Genomic DNA, 18,770 nt, shown 5'->3' on the forward strand with positions numbered 1-18,770 from the left:
CAATGGATTCCTTTAAACCAGCGAAAATAATTGCTAGCATCCTTTGGCTTGTTACTGTGATTATTATGTTTTATTGGGGGGAGAGATGAGGACATGTTGTTTGATCCATAGTGTAAGCCTGTAACCCGAGTTGATTTCGTTACCAAACTTAAAACTACTATATCAAAAAAGTGACACAACGAGGAGGTGTAACATTGAGTGGGAAAACCGGAACATTAGTCCGTTATAAGTTTCGGCAACCGAACAACGACTTCATTGTTGCCATTCTTAAGCAAGACGATGGCGAAGAAATTACCATCATCGGGACTATTTATGGGGTTGAGCCAAACGAGAAAATCACGGTTTACGGCGATTGGTTTAAACATCCCCAGTTTGGCGAACAGTACCGTGTCGAGCGTTGGGAACGTCCGATTCCGAAAAGCAAGGAACAGGTAATTGCTTTCCTTTCATCGTCCTTGGTGAAAGGCTGCGGGGAGAAAAGAGCCAAGCAGATTGTTGATGTCCTGGGTGAGAACGCATTAGATATTATCATGAAAGAAGGAGAAGCTTGCTTGCTGCCGATCCGTGGAATTGGTCAGCAAAAGGCTTCGTCTATTGTCACCAGTGTCCGGGCATCGTTTGAGGTTCAACAGATCATGATGGAGCTGTCACAGTACGGGATAAGCACAAGTATTGTCGTGAAGGCCTATAAAGAGTTTGGCTCCAACACGCTGGATATTATCAAGCGGAATCCGTACCAGCTCACCAAACTGGATCTCATCGGTTTTCTTAAGGCGGACGAAATCGCAAAAAGAATAGGCATCATGCCCAATTCGATGTTCCGGATTGAATCCTGTGTGGATTATGTTCTGAAAAAGATGTGCTTCGATTTTGGCCATTGCTTCATTCCAGAAGCAGAGTTGATCGATGAGGTTCTGAAGGTTCTCAACCACAACACGGACGTACACATTACACGGGAAGAGGTAGAACAGGGGATTTTTCAGCTGGAGGAAAACGGCCGCCTCATCATTGAGGAAGAGGGAGTCTATCCTCCTTTTTTGTATCGCTCCGAAAAGAGACTGGCCCAACTCCTGCTCAAATTTATGCGCAGCGGCAGTAACAACGTAAACATGGCTGCTATCGATACTGCCATCAAAGACTACCAGGTTCGTTCCAAAATCGTATTGGCGGAAGGACAACGTGAGGCGATCCGGAAGTTGTTCACGGAAAACCTGTTGATCTTAACCGGTGGTCCAGGATGCGGGAAAACCGCAAGCGTAAAAGCCGTCATTGATGTGTATCAACGGCTTAACCCAGTGGCAAGTATTGCTTTGGCTGCACCGACAGGACGGGCCAGCCGCAAACTGACGGAGGTAACCGGACTGGATGCAGCTACCATTCACAGACTCATTAACTTCCGGCCGGGAGAGGAGCCTGAATTCAACGAGAGCAATCCGCTTGAAGCAAATTTACTCATCGTCGATGAAATATCCATGATGGATATCCAGCTGGCCGATCTGTTGTTTAGAGCGATCAACCCGAACAAAACGAAAGTACTACTGGTAGGGGATCAGGATCAGCTCCCTTCCGTGAACCCAGGAAATGTACTAAAAGACATGTTAGACGCTGGCGTTCCGCACGTGCGGCTCACAGAAGTCTTTCGCCAGGCGCAAAACAGCCAGATTGTTACCAATGCTCACCGGATCAATAAAGGCGAGTCAATTGTCATTGATCCAGCGAAACAAGACTTTTACTTCATCCAGCGGGAAAAGCCGGAAGAGATCGCTGCTACGATTCGGAACAGCGTCGTGAGGTTTACGCAGCTTGGATACACCGCTGCAGATATTCTTGTCCTCAGTCCCATGAAAAAGGGGCCGATCGGAACGGAAGAGTTAAATCGTGTGCTCCAGGAAACCCTCAATCCCTCTGCCCCCAATAAGGAAGAAATCGTGGTCGGGAAAACAGTCTTTCGAGTCGGGGACAAGATTATTCAGACCAAAAACAACTACGCGAAAGAGGTTTATAACGGCGATATCGGTAAGATTGATCGGATTGATTACCTGCTGGACAAAGAAGGGCACGTAACGGAAGAGAAAGGTCTGTACTGCACGATCAACGGCCAAGCGGTGACATACACAAAGGAAGAATTACATGAGCTTCAACTGGCCTATAGTATCACCATACACAAGTCGCAGGGAGGGCAGGCTCCCATCGTCATCATACCGGTATCGACCAGTCATTACATCATGCTTGCGAGAAATCTCATTTACACCGGAATCACCCGAGCCGAATCCAAAGTAGTCTTGGTGGGAACCAAAAAAGCCTTGCAGATTGCGATTAAGAACAACAAGATTGTGGCACGTAATACGAGACTAACCAAACGAATCGTTGAGGACATTCAGCTATATGGACTGAACAAGGCAGCCCCGACTCTTCCTAATTGGGAGGAGAGAAGGGCTGTTGATTTTTCCTAGCTTATAAAGCTTGGGATGCCATTCATTACAGGAGAAAGGGGGTTAACTTGGATACCGCCGGCCAGCATTGCCGAATAACTCAAAAACGTGCCGGTAGAGTCGCACGTGCATGTCCGGAAAAACGAAGGCGACTTGGCCTGCGGCAAGATCAAGACAGTCATCCTGCTCAATGAGAAATGGAATCTCCATGGAGACTAAGGCATCACGAAGGTAGCTGACCTCCGACCAGGGGATTGCGTAGTAAAACGACTTTTGCATACGTTCACACTCCTTTGCTCGATTTTAGCGCAGGAGAGTGGGACAAAAAAGAAAATGCCCCCCGCAGGGAGCCGAATACAGGTTCGCTACTAAATTAATATCATGGCTATCCGCATGGGGAACGGAAGATGAGCGCTCCAGAGCAATTATCCTTTCTGCAACCAGTGAACGAAAGAGAGGTTCGTAAAGCTGTTGTAAAAGAGCTGAAGGCATACACAGCCCTCCGTGTAGCCGTGCAAAATAAACAAGAGCAGACCGAGAAGAGGATTGATCAACTGTTTCCGGAGTGCACTTTCGAAAGTAGGCCGCCGCACTCCTCGATCCCTGTCTAGTACTCTCATTATCAATACGCCAATCCTGTCCCAAGTTCAGACGCGGAGGGTGGTTGTTAAAAAATAGTAAATAAGCAACAGGATATAATTCCCTTTTGTCGAAAGTGAAGTAGACAGGAGGCCGATAAAATGAGTGAATTCATCCAACTAAAAAAGTTCCGTGATATTAACTTAAACGATCCATTCTTCGATTCCCTTAAATCTGATTACCCAGGATTTGAAGGCTGGTTTACTAAAAAGGCAGATGAGAGAGCATACGTTTTTGAGAATGAAGAAGGATTCCTAGAAGCTTTTCTGTACCTAAAAAAAGAAGAGGGACCCGTGTTGGATATTAGACCAACACTTGATGGTCGAACACGTGTAAAAATCGGAACGTTAAAAATTAATCCACATGGAACTAGACTCGGCGAAAGGTTCATAAAGAAAGCCTTTGACTTTGCTGTTAGTAACGATCTTGAAGAGTTATATGTAACTGTGTTCCCTAAACACGACGCTCTGGTAAAACTATTTCAAAAATATGGTTTCGTGGAGTACGGTAAAAAAGGTGATACCGGTAAAGAAGAGTTGGTTTTACTCAAAAATTTCAATGCATTAACGGGAAATGTATTATTAGACTATCCGAAGATTAATGCCGAGGGGGTAAATAAATATTTATTGTCAATATACCCCGATTTCCATACAAGATTATTTCCCGATTCGATATTAAGGAACGAAAGTTTCGATGTGATTGAAGATGTTTCACATACGAACAGTATTCATAAGGTTTATATCTGTAAAATGAAGGTAGGGCAACTAAAACGTGGAGACGTCTTAGTAATATACAGGACAAGTGATAATCAAGGGCCAGCTCGGTTTAGGTCTGTAGCTACTTCAATTTGTGTTGTGGAAGAGGTAAAAAGTAAAAAGGAGTTTGCTAACGTAAACGATTATCTAAAATATTGTAGTCCATATAGTGTCTTTTCAGAAAGTGAGTTAAAAAGTTATTACGCAAGATTTAATAATTTCTATGTAATTAAAATGACATACAATTTTGCTTTGAGCAAGAGGTTAACAAGAGGTAAACTGATCGATGAAGTAGGCATAGATGAAAATGCATATTGGGGATACATCCAGCTAAGTGATAGACAATTCGAGTTAATTCAAAGAAAAGGTGGTATAAATGAAAGCCTTATTATCAATTAAGCCAGAGTTTGTCGAAAAAATCTTCAGTGAAGAAAAAAAGTATGAATTTAGAAAGATAATTTTTAAACGCGACGTTGATACAGTTGTAATTTATTCTACGATGCCAGAAGGTAAGATTGTAGGTGAGTTTCGGGTTAAGAATGTACTTCACGACAACATTGAAGGACTATGGAAACAAACTTCTGAGTATGCAGGGATAAGTTATGAGTTTTATAAGAAATATTTCGGTAATAAAAAAGTAGCCTACGCCATACAAATAGGCGAGGTTATTAGGTATGAAACACCAATTGATCCTAAATTGATAGACCCATCGTTTGTTCCACCACAATCATTTTGTTATACAGATATGGAGTATGTTTAAGCACCCTACGTAGTGCTTTTTTTTCATGGCGGTTGTTGAGATGTAGTGAGACAATTCCGTAGACCCAGAAACCGGTGAAGTTTTCTATGAGGAGCAAATCCTCCGCCGCCCCGACGAGATCATCAAGGTATTCCGGCCAGCTGGCATCAGCGTCAAGTTCGTGAAAATCAAAGCCAGCCAGAAGGCAAAGTGACGGCTCAGAAAGCTGTCATTCGCTTAGGCTGGTTTTTTGATTAAGGTGGTATGGAGAATAAAACAATAAGAACTATAAGAAAGGAGGAAAGAAAGAAGGGACTAGATGCCGCTAGTCCCTTTTGAATCCCAATATGAACACAAATAAATTATACCAATTTTATGTTTATTTGGTCAACCATTCCTTTGTTCGTATCAGTGATGTTGCAGATGTTTTTGCAGTTCACAGAGCTACCGTTTGGAGGAATATACGGAAACTTGAAATTGCCAATCTGATCCAGACACAACGGACATGTGAAGGGGTCAAAATCGAAAAGGTGGGTGAGTGGCGGCAGGATGCTACCCAGGTTAAAGTCGTCCCAAGAAAAGCACGGGACAGTAATGTTGCATCCAAGACTGTCCTTAAAGAAAAGATTAGGATTCAGGAGGTGGGGGGCAGAGGAAACGCCAGAACGGAACAGGTCGTTCCTAATGTTGCAATGGAAATGGAAAGCAATGTTGCATTTGTCCCCAGCTGCAATTGCGTGGACAAAGCAGGCAATGTTGCATCCCAAGAACCGGCTGCTGCTAATGTAAGTTATATAAAGAATCATATAGTACCCCAGTTGGTTACGCGCGCGCGTGTGAATCCTGCAACGTTGGTCAATCAGCAGGCGGGAACCACGGCTTTAAAAACATTTGATCGTGACAAAGGTGAAATCACTGCGATCTCTCTCGCAAATGTATTGACGTTGCCGGCGAGAGTTTCCACGGACCGTGTTCGAGCTGTTGCAACATGGATACGTGAGTGGATTGACCTCCCGGTATATCTTCGTCATCTTGGGATTACGGTTCAAAGGGAAAATCGATCGGGTGAACACCCTTGCTTGTGCCCGTTACATGGGGATACCGAACCAAGTATGTATGCCAACAGGGAAAAAGGCATCTGGTACTGCCATGCCTGCTCCATTTCTGGCGATGCTGCGGAAATGGTCCGACACATGTACGGTATGCGTTTTGGAGATGCGGTACGGAAGGTGCTTAAGGACGTAAGACAGCTATTGTTCAAAGGCGAAACCCGAGTGCTTTTAGCAATACCAGGGGAGGCTTATCGGGCTTGGATTGATTTGGGAAAATACAAGAGACCCCGCAACCAATCTTCGCGTAAGCAGAAGACGACTACTGTTTCATATAAACTTCTCAAAATGCAACGACGGGAACGAGCGCATAAGTATGCTGCCGATCTTTGTCTCTCCCAAGATGCCAAGAACTATCTAAGAGAAAGGGGATTGGATGCTAATACCATCCGAACGTATGGCATTGGATGGGATCAGAAGACCAACAGTATCGTATTCTCCAACCGAGACGCAGTAACAGGGGATGTGCTTGGGTTTACGTACCGATCCATTGTCCCCGCTTCCAAAAAACGATACCGCAATACGCCTGACGACAGCCTCTTTCAAAAAGGGGCTGTTTTGTTTGGCCTTTATGAAGTGCTGAAAGAGGCAAAACGCAGCAAGACACTTTATTTGGTAGAGGGGGGATTTGATGCAATCTTAATGCGTCAAGAGCTTCGGGTACCAGCTGCGGCCATGCAAGCTTCACATCTATCCATAGAACAAGCGTGCCTGATAGAACGGGTTGTTGGGAAAGATGTGAAGATTTACGTTGTCCGAGATAATGACGAGGCGGGCGGAAAAGGGGTTGAACTGACCAAAAAAACGTTACAGAGTAAAGGTTTCGATTATGAGGTGTTGAGACCGAAGAATGTTTTTAAGGATATTGCCGAGCAACTTCAAACTGAAAAACAAGAGAGGATGAGGAAAATGGGCAAAATCAATACCATGAAAGATTTGCTTGGGAAACTCCCATTATCGGTAACTGTTCAGAAGGTGAATCAAATCCTCGAAAATATAGAGCCGAGCGTTTTATCTGCTGATGAGCGATTGGAATATCATCTGCTGAACAGAGTAACAGAACACTTGGAAGCAGCTTTGTATGATCTTAGCTATTTGAACAAGAAGGTTACCGCTCAGGGACGTTTGTACAAAAACATAAGCGGCAGATATGCCATCAATGAGGATCATTACTTCACCTGCGGAGAGACCATCGAAATATTGGTGAACGAAGAAGAGGACGGTGGATATTGGGTACGAACCAGGATTGAACATAATGGGGAAGACTATTACGCGGTAGATCGGCCAAAGATCAGTCTCCAAGGTACGATGGCGAGAGTTCGATATCGGCAAGGATGAAAAAAGGATGGTGCAGACAAGATGTATACAGGTTGCTTTGACATTACCCGAAACAAGAAGAATTTGTATGCTATTGCGTGGTTAATTTCTCCAGAAGGAGAAATGGTGTGGCAATTTCAAGAGCGTGTTGAAGGGCTGGATCGGAACGAGGCGTACTATCATGCGCTCCAGGTGTTGCTTGAAGAAATACTCGCCCGTGGCATTACAGCGGTAAAGTTACTCGGTACAAATTCCCTTGTCATGAAACAGGCAAGTGGCCAATGGCAGGCCAAAAAAGCACGTCTGTTCAACTATTGTGTAAAGGTAAGAAGCATGCTTGCAAATCTTCAACATTTTCGGTTTGAGCGGTTGGATCGAGAGCAGCAGGAAGAGGAACAAGGGATGTCATTCGATTCTGTTACTTGTGTAGGAGGGGGAAATGAGGCGGAACAACTTGTCATGGTGAGTTTCTGGTAAATTGGTACTTGAAAACATTCCCATGATGATTTATGCTATGTATTGACAATATGAAAGTGCTTGAATTATACGCACATTCCGAATCGCTTGGAAAAGCGATATTTTTATTCCTTTCGTCGCTTAAAATACCCATTTTTGTATGATGATTGGGGGTTTTGTGGTTGAAATTAATACCCGTTACCTTACGTGACTTTCCGTATCTACAGCCGGTGGAGTGGACGTTCAAGAAAAAGGGGTATCGAGGAAAGGTTACATTTCGCCGTGATACCCAAGCTTACGTTTTTGAGATTGAATCTCCAAAAAAGTATCGGTCATTGGATGACGGAAAGGAATTCACATCACTTGAGGAAGCAAGAAAAGCGGCAGAATCCAAAATTGACATGTTCGATACCGTATTTGGTCGGTTACTAGCTTTGAAGTAAGAGGCCCTGTTGCAAAGGGCTTTTTGTTTTGGGCACGTTTTGTGAAAGGAGGATTAAATTGGATGGGAGTTCTGTTTGAAATCAACAACCATGTGCAACGATTGCTTTCGGAGCGAGCCAAGTTGAAACGAGAGTTGCGTACATGCCCGCCCGAACGAGTGGCAATTCTACGAGAAAAGTTAGATGACATCAATAAACAGTTACTCAACCTGAAGGAGAGCCTTCCATGCTGGGACGCACACATATGACTGTTGCGGTTGCTGCGTACTGCTCATACAAACTACCGCATCAATGGGGTGAATTGCCGCTATGGATAATGGGACTGGGCACGGTCATTTTTACATCGTTGCTTCCTGATATAACGGAGCCAAGAAGTCGAATGGGTGGGATGTTTATGCCCTTCATTCCTTCATGGCTCCGTCCCTTTGCTTTCTTGGTGATAGGAGGGATGCTGGTTCATTACGGGTGGGGAAATCGCGAACTGTTATTCATGGCTATTGGGGTTCTTCTGATTTTACTGGTACTTGTAAAAAACCGGGAAAGCCCCACACATGGCTTTGTGGGAATCGGAGTCGTTGTCGCATTTGCTTGGTTGTATCAACCGAACTTGTGGATTCCGGCCCTGATTGGGTACGGTTCTCATCTCGCCTTGGATTTCATATCTGAAAAGATTGCACTGTTTTCTCCGTTGAGCTCAAGGCGCTTCGGAGTAACGCTTTTTCAAACAGGTTCAACCGCTGAACGGCTGCTTGTCCAATGGGGGGCCACTGTCTACACAGCGTGGATTATTATTCAGTCATATCTCCCTGGTTAGGAGCGCTACATTTTGAATGCCTGGTATCCAAACGATACCGGGCTTTTTCTATTAGTGAGAGGCTTAGCAATACATGCTTGAAGGGAGGGAGGAATTTTGCACAGCTAGCCTCGACATTTTCCCAATTGCTGAAAAAGGAAAGGTGAATTAGCATGAGCTGGACTGTCAAATCAGTCAAGATCCTGATGCTTGTTGTCATTTTGTTCTCGTCACTGTTTGTCCCGATTACTCAGTCTCAAGTGGCGTATGCAAATGTAAACAGCAAGCCAAATTTTGATCCATTTGGATTGACCGAAGGAAATCCCGAAAATGATTTTAGTCAGCTGATCAACAAAATTTTTAACTGGGTTATTGGGATATCTTTAGCTTCATCCGTCATTTCTGGTGCATTGCTAGGGTTCTTTCTTAATTTCATAGCCTTGGGTCAAAACGCAAGACAGACCGCAAAAACATGGGGTTTCGGGATTATTATCGCATTGCTGTTGATCGCAAGCCTGGTTACGTTAGCCAAGGTCATCTACAACATGCTGCAGGTGTAGCAAAGACGGAGTGAGTACCATGCGTGCACGAGTACCGAAAGGGATAAAAAATGACATCCCGCTTTTCGTTCTTTCCAACACACAATGGATCATTTGCATTATTTCGTTTACCGGGCTGCTTGTCTCCGTTTCCATTGGTTTGTACGAGATTGTCCCCTTGTTTCCTATTGCAGGGGGCTATCTCATGTTTCGAAAAATCAATGGGGAATCTCCATGGATCGTGTGGTGGCGACGGTTTTTGTTCCGGTTGAGACCGAAAAGAGTGACCCGAAGGGAAAGGAGAGGATACATTGGACTCCAGAAAGAGCATTAGTTGGCCGGAGTATCTGGAACTGGAAGATGTCCAGGATGGACTTGTAATCTTATCAAACGGCCGTTATCGGAAGTATTTAGAGATTTTTCCCATTCCGTTGACCCACTGTTCGGAAAAAGAGATGCGGAATGTGTACTTTGGCTGGCAGGACTTTTTGCGGACGTTGGAGATTGAAATTGCTTTGTACATTCAAAGCCGTCAGGTCGATCTCGAAGAAGTCATGAAAAGACAAAAAGAAAATCGGTTCAACTTTATCCGTACCTATAACGCTTCCGGTTCAACAACGGAGGCGTTTTTGATGGAGCAAGAACACTTCAATCGGGAGTTGCTGGCATCGAGAAACCTGCCGGTTCGCCGAAACTTTCTTGTGTTTCCTTTAGATGACCCAACCCGCTCTCCGGAAAAAGCCAATGACTTTCTCAGTGATCGTATCGAGGAGTCTTTGGGGCGTATCCAACGGTTTGTACGGCGATACAAACGTCTGGAGACACCGGAAGTTTACGACATTCTGCATGCTTGGTGCAATAAAAAACAGTCCAAGTACATCTCGGGTGTTGATCTCTATGAAAAGGGGTTTGACAGCTTGTTTGTGAGAGGGGTGCCCGCGTTTGCTTAACCTGAAAACAAAAGTCAAGTTCACTTGGTCGGCCAAGAAGGAGAAGGATGATGAATATCGTCCGATCCACGATTTTATTGAAGTGTTGGCTCCAAACTTTGCTGATCTCTCACCTGCTACGTACATTCAGGTAGGAGAGAGGTATATCCAATCGTTTTTTGTAGACGGGTGGCCGTCTGAAATTGACTTTGGATATCTGCACCCACTTGTGAGTTTCCCTGGGGATATTGATTTCATCCAATATATCGCCCCTGTTGACAAAGACAGGATTTTGTCCTGGCTAACGACCCGTATTGAGGGAATCGAATCCAAACTTATTGATCGTGCCAAACAAGCGTCCAGCCGTGGTGTGCTGTCCAAACAAGAGGAACTGGCCATGCTTCAGCAATTACGTTCTGATATTGATAACAATCGAGATCGCATAATCTACTTCGATAACTTTATCATTCTGGCTGCCACAAGCCAGGAAGAGCTAGAAAAAAAGGCAGACCGCCTCATGTCAAAGTTCGGCGGGACCAAGGACTGCCTGAAGCCAGCAGACCATGAGCATGACCTGATGTTCAAAGCGGTCAGTCCTCTGGCCATCAAGCGAAAAGAAGCGTGGAAGGAGATGAATTTGGCAGCGGGAACCAACCTGTATCCCTTTACCGTATCGGATTGGCCGCATGAGGATGGCCCGATATTGGGATTAAACTACGACGTTGGTTCTCCGGTCCTTTTCGATGGTTTCAATAAACAGCACGTCAACAATTTTGGTATCTCCCTTATTGGTGTTTCGGGTACCGGAAAAACCGCTATGCTTCAAAAGATCATTTCAGGAGAGGTTCCTTTCGGCGTTTACCATGCGGTGATCGATCAGGAAGGAGACCTGAAAAGAACCATTGAAACCTTGGGAGGTATCTATCTGCCGATCAGCCGTTACTCCGATTTACGGTTCAACCCAGCAGACATCGAAGTAGAACACCACAAGGAACGCGGCTTCATTGTAGACCTGCAGGGGAAGGTCGAAGATATGGTCAACCTGTCAGCTGCAATGGCGGGTCTGACGGATAGTGCCGATCATAAAGTGATCGCAGCATATATGGATCGGGCGTGGCGCAGGGCTTATGAAAAGTGTGGGATTACGGAAGATCCACGCAGTTTGTATCATGACGCATATTTTGATCCTCAGAATAACCAATTCGTCACAAAGCAAAAAAAGAAACCGCCGCAATTTGGGAACTTTTATCATGAGTTTTGTTTGCTGGCGGAAGGGATCAGCGAGTTGCAAGGTACCGTATTAACCCTTGAACGATTCACGGATAAGGGAACCCTTGGGATTTTTGATTGTCAAACCAATGTGGAACTTGGAAAGGCACCTTGTGCAGGATTTGGTTTGAGGGATCTTCACAATTCGGAATTATTACCGATTGCCAACATTGTGGTTCTTTCTTATCTGGAGAACCGCTTTTTGAAAAAGCGCGATTTGGATGATGGCTCTTTGTTCCGCGTTGATGCGGACGAGTGCCAGGAACTGTTCAAAAACCTGTATTCGGCCAAGGCGTTGGAAACCTATTTCCGGCGGTTCCGCAAGAGAAAGGGAGGGCCGATTGCGGCAACTCAGAACTTCCAAAAGTTTTATGAGAATGAGCACGGCAGGGCAGTCATACAGAACAGCGACACGAAAATTATCTTTGCTCAACACGAAGGCGATCTGCAGAGATGTGCCGAGCTGTTCAAACTAACCGAAGGGGAACTGGAATTTTTGGGAATGGGATTAGCTCACCACGCGATCATCAAGCAGCCAAAATACAGTGTGCGTGTGGTGACGCAGTTCTCTCCTTGGGAACAGGAGATTTTCTTCCCAGAGCATGGGGGGTGAGCAAACATTGTGGAGACGAGTCGTAATCCTTACTGTGGCCATTGTCATGCTTACCGGTGTTGGCCTGACGACATTTGGTGTGTATAAAGCAGATGCCGGTAAAGGTGGAGCTGTAGGGAGCTGGATCGGAAATCTTTTCAAAGACGGTTGGTTTGGAAAAATTTCAGATAAGGCAACGAAAGTGGGGGAAAAAGCGAAGAAAGTTTATGACAAGGCAAAATGGGGAGCGATCCTTACCGGTATTGGTGTTTCAGCGTATGATATTGCCTTTAATGACGCCAACTTCCTGGGGAGTAGTGTAGGTTTCGTGGTTCAGAAGGTAGCCGCATGGCTCGAACTCTTGATTCCGCCGCCGGAGCGGCAAATCTTTAACTTTGAAATTGTGAAGAGCGAAGACGGTACGGAAGAGGTGCGATTTAAGGACAAAGACCGTTTTGCCTACTATCGCTTTAATGAAAGTACATGGCAGATCATTAAGTACATCTACTACTACATGATGGGAATCTTTTGGGCAGGAGCTGTCATTATCGTAGGGTATCAGGCAAATTACCTGATGTTTCCGAGCGGTGTTCAGGATCGCATTACTGCCCGAAGCATTATCTCCACCATGGTTCTTTCAGCGTTGGCAATCCTGTTTATCCCCTTTCTTGTGGGGATCTATTCCGATATTGCCATGCTATTTGTCGCCCTGTTCGCCAATTTGGTCGATCCGGAAATTGTCGTGCAGGGGTTATTGAATTACAGCATTGAGGACAAGTTGACGGAAGCATTGCTGAAATTGATCTCTCTGGCTCAGCACGGGATGATCTTTTTTATTTACTTCATGCAGAAGATTGTCATCATGGGGTTATTGGTGCTGTTCCCGATCATTGCGATGCTGCAAAATTTTCCCTCCAAGCGTCACCTGTTTGGATTGTGGAATCGGGAAATGCTGACCAACCTGTTCACGCAGCCGGTTCATGCCTTGCTCTACTGTTTTGCCTTCAATCTCATGCAGGATGCCCCTGATGTGGAGAAGATTGCCTATTCAGTCGTATTATTGCTTGCGATTATTCCAGCTGGGGCTTTTGTGCGGGAAGTATTTCAAGGTGGTGGATTTGCTCAAGAGGGAGCAGGGTGGATGCGGAAGATGGCCTATCTGACTCTTTCGGGTCTTGGAATTGCGGGTGTCATGAACACAGGGAAGTTAGCCATGCAAAGCTTTCACGGGATGCGTGACGCTTATCAACAAAGCGGCTTGGTTCAACCCGGCGAAAGTCTAAGGCAGTCCATTGGAAATACCCTGCGGCGTGGATTCCAGTTTAGTGCAGGCGCTTTTGGAGGATTAGCGGGAATGGCATTGGCAGGTGCGCCCGGTATGATCGCAGGAACGAAAGTGGGTTCCAGACTTTCCGGATATGCGGCCAACCAACTCACCGCGGCAGCGTCGTCACCTGAAGTACGAAAGGGTCTCCACAGCGTAGCATCTCGGCTTCCGTTTTTGGACCGTGATTTTCATCGCCAAAAGGCAGCAGCCTACCAGCAGATGATGGAATTACCACAAAAGTGGGCAGAAGCCCGTCAGCGTGAAGAGGAAGCAGCATTTGCTCTCCGTCAGGTTGACAGCCAGATTAGCCCGGTTTTTGCAGCGAAGCAGGATCACCTGCAGGCCAAACGTAACCTTGATGCTTTGTATCAACAAATGGAGCCGGAAGAACGCGTAAAAGCAAGAAACCTGTTACAGCAGCATGAAGGGGCGTATCATCGTTCACGGACGCAGCTGATTCATGCGAACCAGACCGTTCAGGATGCCAAGCAAACGTATGAAAGGGCGTTGGCAGATTACCAAGCCATCAAACCAAATACACCGGAAAAGAACATGGCCCGCCAGCAGGTGGAACAAGCCTACAAGCAGTTACAGCAAACGAAACGGGCTGTAAATCCCGTTTATCGGAGCGAAGATGTTCAATCAATCATGAAAGCCGGTTATCGCCCTGGTTCTTCCCTTGCTCAATATTTGGAAGCAGGCTATCAGGTGAATCAGGCTGCACAGAGAGTACAGCGAGCAGAATCTCATGCAGGTGCTCGATACGAGGAGTTGGAACGAACCTATCAAGGAGCAGCGGAAAACTATCAACAAGCGTTGGCTGGAAGGATGAACGCGGAGAGGCAGAAAATGCATCTTGAAAAAGTTACCGGGAAGCTGATTCCTTTAACCTCTTCTGGTCCATCCGTTCCTGTGAGGAAGTACCGCATTGAACCGGTATTTACGCCAGCGCCGCAGCAAACAGCTCTCCGGCCCGTATCTCAAGGGAAAAGTTCACTCCAACATTCATCGGGAGAGGCATTTCGGCAGCCCTATCGACAAACGTCTGTGAACGTTGAACCCGCATGGTTCGCTGATCCGGTTACCGAAAAACAAGCGTACACACTAGAAAAATTGGGGGTTCCAGCAAGCACAGTAAAGAACAAGGGGGAGGCACACTTGATTATCAGCAGTTTCAGAAAAGGTGAAGAGGGATTGGAACTCCAAAGGAGATTCCGTAAAGAATGATGGAAAGATTGAAAAAGGTGGGCGCGCTCATGGCCCGCCTTCTTTATCGTTATGTCAAACGAATGGTGTTCTCTCTCATTTTGAGCATGATACCACTGCTTTTTATTGTGCTTCTCGTGATGTTAACCCTAGACTCGATGTTCAATCTCACGGGGGGAATGCTGAACTTTACCGGAAGAGATGATTTTGATCCGAAAACCGGTCTGGAAATCAAAGCGGCGTATGAGCAGAAAGCAGCTACATGGAAAGAAGGATTGACAGAAGAGGAAATTGACCAAGTCTTCCAGCATGATCATCAACTTTCATGGGGCATCATGGCTGCTATCGACAAACTAGCCTACAACTTCGACGATCTATCCCAAATGGAAAAGTATCTGAACCAAACCTACGAGCTGGTCAAGCCGGAGTTTCGCTTCCGAATCGCTTGTGATGGCAAAACCCTTCTTGATTTTGCTCATACCTACATCGGGACCTATCAGTATCATTACCAACCCGTTTATGAGCAGCATTCGGACGGCACCCGAACATGTCGTGAGGAGTTAACACGCGTAGACACGAACTTCACGTATGGAAAGTTGAAACAGGCGCTTCGACACTATGGCTTGGAGGATAACCAGAATATCGACATCGTTATTTTCCAAGCCTATGGATTTGATCGGGATCTGAAAGATCCCCGCGTGAAATACCTGTTTCCTCCGGAAATGCAACAAGTGATTGCCCGATCGCCAATTGGTTCTGCCCCCAGAAATGAGATGGGAGAAATCGACTTGTATGCTCTCCTGCCGGAACGAACGCCAAAAGAGTTTATTGAATCCATGCATGCAAAAGTTCAGGTCTACGACAATTCGTGGCGTATCAATAAAGGCAGGACACCACTTGGTACACTGCCACGAAGAGGAAGTGATACACGGTTCGGAACGATTGCGGTTGCCGAAGATAACCCATACGGTCTTCAACTCGGCATGAAAGTGTATATTCCGAGGTACGGCTACGCGATTGTGGAAGAATACTCAGAAAACATCAATGATGACATTCTAGCGGATCGTTTTGTCGATGAGGTAGCCAAGTTTTTATTTATATCCTATGATCTCCTCACTTCCTGGATAGACGACATCACCAATCGAACCAAGAAAGAGGAAGTCGTTTACCTTTTCATGGGTGGAGAAGATACAGACGAGGAGAAGTTGGTCAAAGCTCAAGTTGCCCTAGGTAGTGGATTCACGTATTACTACCAATCAATCCCCATCTACATTCTCGACCCTGGCTTTCAAATTGAGCCGCCAAACTATGAAGTGAGGGGAAAAACATTTTGGGATGGCAGTACATGGCCCATTACCAGCTGTTTTTGTTACCGAGAACTATTTGGCAAGCGAGAGTTTCACGATGGGGTTGACTGGGGAGTACCCGAACAAGTTCCAGTTTTGGCGATTAACTCAGGGATCGTGCAGGTTGCGAAAAGTTCGGACTCGGCCGGAAATTACGTTGCGTTAAAACTGGATACACAAGTTCATGAAAAGAATCGTATACAGGACATTGTTGTACGGTATCTGCACCTAAGTAAGTTCGTGGTTTCTTCCGGTCAGAGAGTCCGGCAGGGAGAATTGATTGGGTATGTTGGCAGTACGGGGAGAAGTACCGGCGCCCACCTTCACATGGATGTCACCATTGGAGGGAAACGGCGGGACCCACTCAAGTGGATCGACTTTTTAAAAGCAGACGGTCTTCTGGATGTTTACGGGGAGCAACCTGATTTTGAAGGAGGCGATATTTTAAATCCTGATGATGAATAGAGAAAACGGGTCGGTATTCTAAACGCCCGAGCGAGATGCCTTTCATTTTGGAAGACAAAAACGTCGGGTCTGGATCATCAAACATTAGGAGGGACATATGAAAAAGTGGGGATGGTTTCTCATGATTGTTTGGTTGCTGTTTAGCTCGGTCGCATACGCCGAGCAAGGACAGCAGCCCCAAAACGACGTCGCTAATCATATTTTATCTGGATTGGAGGAAAGTCAAAAAGGGACGTTTATCATTAAGGAGTCGTCCTCCTTGGAAAACGATGCGTTCCTGGATTGGTTGGAGAAAAAAACGGAAGTCATTCGGTCATGGTTAACAGAACTATCTCTGAAACTATCGGTTACATTTCTCTTGATGGTAGGACCGTTTCTCATTTTGGGATCGGTGCTGCTGTTTTTTTTAGGACTAAAAAAAATACTGGCATGGGTTTGGTCCTTTCTTTTCTTTGTCGCACTAGGATTGTTTTTAACAATCCATGGCGTCCCATTATTACGCAAATTCATTGAATTCCTCCAGTGAGGTGATGGTCTTGAAAATTGTTTTTGCCACAGGGGATGAAGCGCTGGATGATTATGTGAGCAAAAAGGATGGCATTTTGGAAGTCGGCAGGGCATTGTATGCGGAACAGCTTGTCACCATGGTTCCTTCATTGAAACCAGACGTTGTATTGTTCTCGGAAACCATTCCGACTTCCCGTTTTGATCAGAATGCGGGACATGTGGGGGCGGAAGCAAACATTCTCAAAATAATGGAGTCAATTGTCGAGGAAGGGATTCGTGTTGTCATGATCCTCAATGAACGCCCGCCAGGTCATCCCTTTTTGGCAAGGCTGATTGGATTGGGAATCTACGATTTGATCATGGGGGATACCATCAAGGTGGATCAGGTGATTGCCGCTCTTCACCATCCTGGTACTCGTAAACAGGTGAAACACCTTCTTCGTCAGGAAGAGGAGCTTACATCGGAGGATACCTACCGAGCAAAAGAAATTAAGCTGGTAGCGACTGAAGAGAAAAATCAGGAAGGTTCTCAACGTCCGATAAACCAACGGGTATTCCGATTTTCCAAGTCTGTGACGGACGTAAGAGAAAAGCTGCGAGAGAAATGGGAAGCACGTGAGAAAGAAAACAAAACCGCTCCCGAAAGATCAGTGATGGCCGAGAAATCAGCTGTAGAGGCTCGTAAGAAAGAACCAGAAGCGACTCCGGAGAAAATCATTGTGCTGTATTCACCTGAATCGACTGGAAAAACATATGTCGGCGTGAATACGGCTATAGCTGCAGCCAAACGATTACGTGTTCCCGTTATATACAAGGATTGTACGCCGACATGCAAGACGAAACTGTGGTTTAACGCGCCAACGTTTCCGTTTACGCTATCCGACATCCCCCTTACGGTTGCAGGTAGGGATGCTAAGCCTTCTGCCAAGATTGGCGTACTGATTGTGGAAGCAGCAAAAAAGGATGATATCCCACCAGGGGCTGTTGTGTATGTAATCGTAGATTCAGATTACGCCCGGCAGGTGATCATCAGCAAGGCGCTGGATGGAATTCAACCCGCCGGAGTGATATGGAATATGGCATATGATGGGGCTTGTCACCCCCAAGAACTGATTCCTCTCCTCCTTACGTTGGCGCTTCCGTATGACCATGCAGCCCATCTGGACATTGCGAACGGCATCCCCCGAGCGTTTTCAGATGAGGGGCTATGCGATCAATTGGTCAAGATCGTTCAAATGGACCCACTCCATCAGTACATGAGAAGTGGTATCGGATGAGGATGCACGAGATGCGTGTATGGCAGAAACGGGATTATCGGTTGTTCAATGGGATGATGGCAATCGCTGTCATCTGTTTTTTAACCCACTACTATGTAGGGATGTTTCTTTTGTGCCTGGCTGCAACTCTGTATGTGGGAGCCGTTGTTCTAGTTTTTTTCGGTGTCGCCAAACGGCAGGCGATCAAGAAGAAATACTATCGTGAAGCCAAGCAAATGGGCCTGGAGAGAACATTTGTGATCCCCTACAACGAGTCCGACGACGAAATTTGGTTTGAAATTCACTTGATAGAACCAGGTGAAAAGCGAAGAAGTACGCCTATTCGGGTATTGAGACAGTACACCCGTGATTTGCAGCGGTTGTACAACTTCGCTAAAACGTATCCGAAAAAGAGGGTGGTTTTCGTCGGAACCACCCATCAAACGTTGACGATTGCAGCCATGAAGGAAGCCAAACGGCTAGGTCTTGCTTATGAAGTAGCGCCCATCATACATGACCAATCAGCTCCGATGACAAAAAGAGAGTGGAGAGGTGTACTACGGAAGATGTATGGCGACGAACAAAACATACGAGCCCCGGCGAAAGGGGAGTGGCGCACACTCATTGTTCGTGTGGAAAATCCTTGATGAC

17 protein-coding genes are annotated in these 18,770 nt (G+C 45.9%); 16 read left to right on the top strand and 1 reads right to left on the bottom strand.

From position 1 onward, the window contains the following. Positions 1 to 194: 194 nt before the first annotated feature. A complete protein-coding gene (gene recD2 / locus AB1L17_RS23330; protein ID WP_412847325.1) occupies positions 195 to 2,453 on the top strand; it encodes an SF1B family DNA helicase RecD2 in 2,259 nt (752 codons plus the stop codon). Between the two features lie 42 nt (positions 2,454 to 2,495). Here the strand turns inward: recD2 and AB1L17_RS23335 are convergent, their stop codons facing one another. Continuing rightward, complete coding sequence (locus tag AB1L17_RS23335; RefSeq protein ID WP_412847324.1) at positions 2,496 to 2,711, bottom strand: hypothetical protein; 216 nt, start codon at positions 2,709 to 2,711, stop codon at positions 2,496 to 2,498. Between the two features lie 128 nt (positions 2,712 to 2,839). Here AB1L17_RS23335 and AB1L17_RS23340 point away from each other — a divergent pair, with 128 nt between their 5' ends. The 15 genes from AB1L17_RS23340 to AB1L17_RS23410 all read left to right on the top strand — a co-directional run bounded on the left by AB1L17_RS23340 (position 2,840) and on the right by AB1L17_RS23410 (position 18,766). Beyond that, a complete protein-coding gene (locus tag AB1L17_RS23340; protein ID WP_412847323.1) occupies positions 2,840 to 3,043 on the top strand; it encodes a hypothetical protein in 204 nt (67 codons plus the stop codon). A gap of 129 nt (positions 3,044 to 3,172) precedes the next feature. Continuing rightward, a complete protein-coding gene (locus tag AB1L17_RS23345) occupies positions 3,173 to 4,225 on the top strand; it encodes an N-acetyltransferase (protein ID WP_412847322.1) in 1,053 nt (350 codons plus the stop codon). Next, positions 4,203 to 4,586 (top strand): ASCH domain-containing protein, encoded by a 384-nt coding sequence (locus AB1L17_RS23350; RefSeq protein ID WP_412847321.1) that lies wholly within the window; start codon positions 4,203 to 4,205, stop codon positions 4,584 to 4,586. Before AB1L17_RS23345 ends, AB1L17_RS23350 begins: the two co-directional genes overlap by 23 nt. Positions 4,587 to 5,206: 620 nt before the next feature. After that, the gene (locus AB1L17_RS23355; protein ID WP_412847320.1) at positions 5,207 to 7,012 is read left to right on the top strand and encodes a DUF5348 domain-containing protein; all 1,806 of its coding nucleotides are present in this window, start codon (positions 5,207 to 5,209) and stop codon (positions 7,010 to 7,012) included. A gap of 21 nt (positions 7,013 to 7,033) precedes the next feature. Then, positions 7,034 to 7,468 (top strand): reverse transcriptase-like protein, encoded by a 435-nt coding sequence (locus AB1L17_RS23360; RefSeq protein ID WP_412847319.1) that lies wholly within the window; start codon positions 7,034 to 7,036, stop codon positions 7,466 to 7,468. Positions 7,469 to 7,629: 161 nt separating this feature from the next. Continuing rightward, positions 7,630 to 7,890: an AP2 domain-containing protein gene (locus AB1L17_RS23365; RefSeq protein ID WP_024983286.1), complete on the top strand. Its 261-nt coding sequence runs from the start codon at positions 7,630 to 7,632 to the stop codon at positions 7,888 to 7,890. 226 nt (positions 7,891 to 8,116) lie between these two features. Then, on the top strand, positions 8,117 to 8,704 hold the full coding sequence (locus AB1L17_RS23370) for a metal-dependent hydrolase (RefSeq protein WP_412847318.1): 588 nt from the start codon (positions 8,117 to 8,119) through the stop codon (positions 8,702 to 8,704). Between the two features lie 152 nt (positions 8,705 to 8,856). After that, complete coding sequence (locus AB1L17_RS23375) at positions 8,857 to 9,243, top strand: hypothetical protein (RefSeq protein WP_412847317.1); 387 nt, start codon at positions 8,857 to 8,859, stop codon at positions 9,241 to 9,243. A 290-nt stretch (positions 9,244 to 9,533) separates the two neighbouring features. Continuing rightward, positions 9,534 to 10,172 carry a hypothetical protein gene (locus AB1L17_RS23380; RefSeq protein ID WP_412847316.1) on the top strand — a complete coding sequence of 213 codons (639 nt, stop codon included), beginning with the start codon at positions 9,534 to 9,536 and terminating at the stop codon, positions 10,170 to 10,172. After that, complete coding sequence (locus AB1L17_RS23385; protein ID WP_412847315.1) at positions 10,165 to 12,033, top strand: VirB4 family type IV secretion system protein; 1,869 nt, start codon at positions 10,165 to 10,167, stop codon at positions 12,031 to 12,033. Before AB1L17_RS23380 ends, AB1L17_RS23385 begins: the two co-directional genes overlap by 8 nt. Positions 12,034 to 12,040: 7 nt before the next feature. Further along, positions 12,041 to 14,566, top strand: coding sequence for a GumC domain-containing protein (locus AB1L17_RS23390; RefSeq protein ID WP_412847314.1), 2,526 nt, complete (start codon positions 12,041 to 12,043; stop codon positions 14,564 to 14,566). Beyond that, positions 14,563 to 16,356 carry a peptidoglycan DD-metalloendopeptidase family protein gene (locus tag AB1L17_RS23395; RefSeq protein ID WP_412847313.1) on the top strand — a complete coding sequence of 598 codons (1,794 nt, stop codon included), beginning with the start codon at positions 14,563 to 14,565 and terminating at the stop codon, positions 16,354 to 16,356. Before AB1L17_RS23390 ends, AB1L17_RS23395 begins: the two co-directional genes overlap by 4 nt. Positions 16,357 to 16,453: 97 nt before the next feature. After that, the gene (locus AB1L17_RS23400) at positions 16,454 to 16,882 is read left to right on the top strand and encodes a hypothetical protein (RefSeq protein ID WP_412847312.1); all 429 of its coding nucleotides are present in this window, start codon (positions 16,454 to 16,456) and stop codon (positions 16,880 to 16,882) included. Positions 16,883 to 16,892: 10 nt separating this feature from the next. Then, complete coding sequence (locus AB1L17_RS23405; RefSeq protein WP_412847310.1) at positions 16,893 to 18,140, top strand: hypothetical protein; 1,248 nt, start codon at positions 16,893 to 16,895, stop codon at positions 18,138 to 18,140. Between the two features lie 11 nt (positions 18,141 to 18,151). Next, positions 18,152 to 18,766: a hypothetical protein gene (locus AB1L17_RS23410; RefSeq protein WP_412847308.1), complete on the top strand. Its 615-nt coding sequence runs from the start codon at positions 18,152 to 18,154 to the stop codon at positions 18,764 to 18,766. Positions 18,767 to 18,770 lie beyond the last annotated feature (4 nt).

Origin of the sequence: Brevibacillus jepli (assembly GCF_047229145.1) — a bacterium.
Taxonomy (GTDB): Bacteria; Bacillota; Bacilli; order Brevibacillales; family Brevibacillaceae; genus Brevibacillus.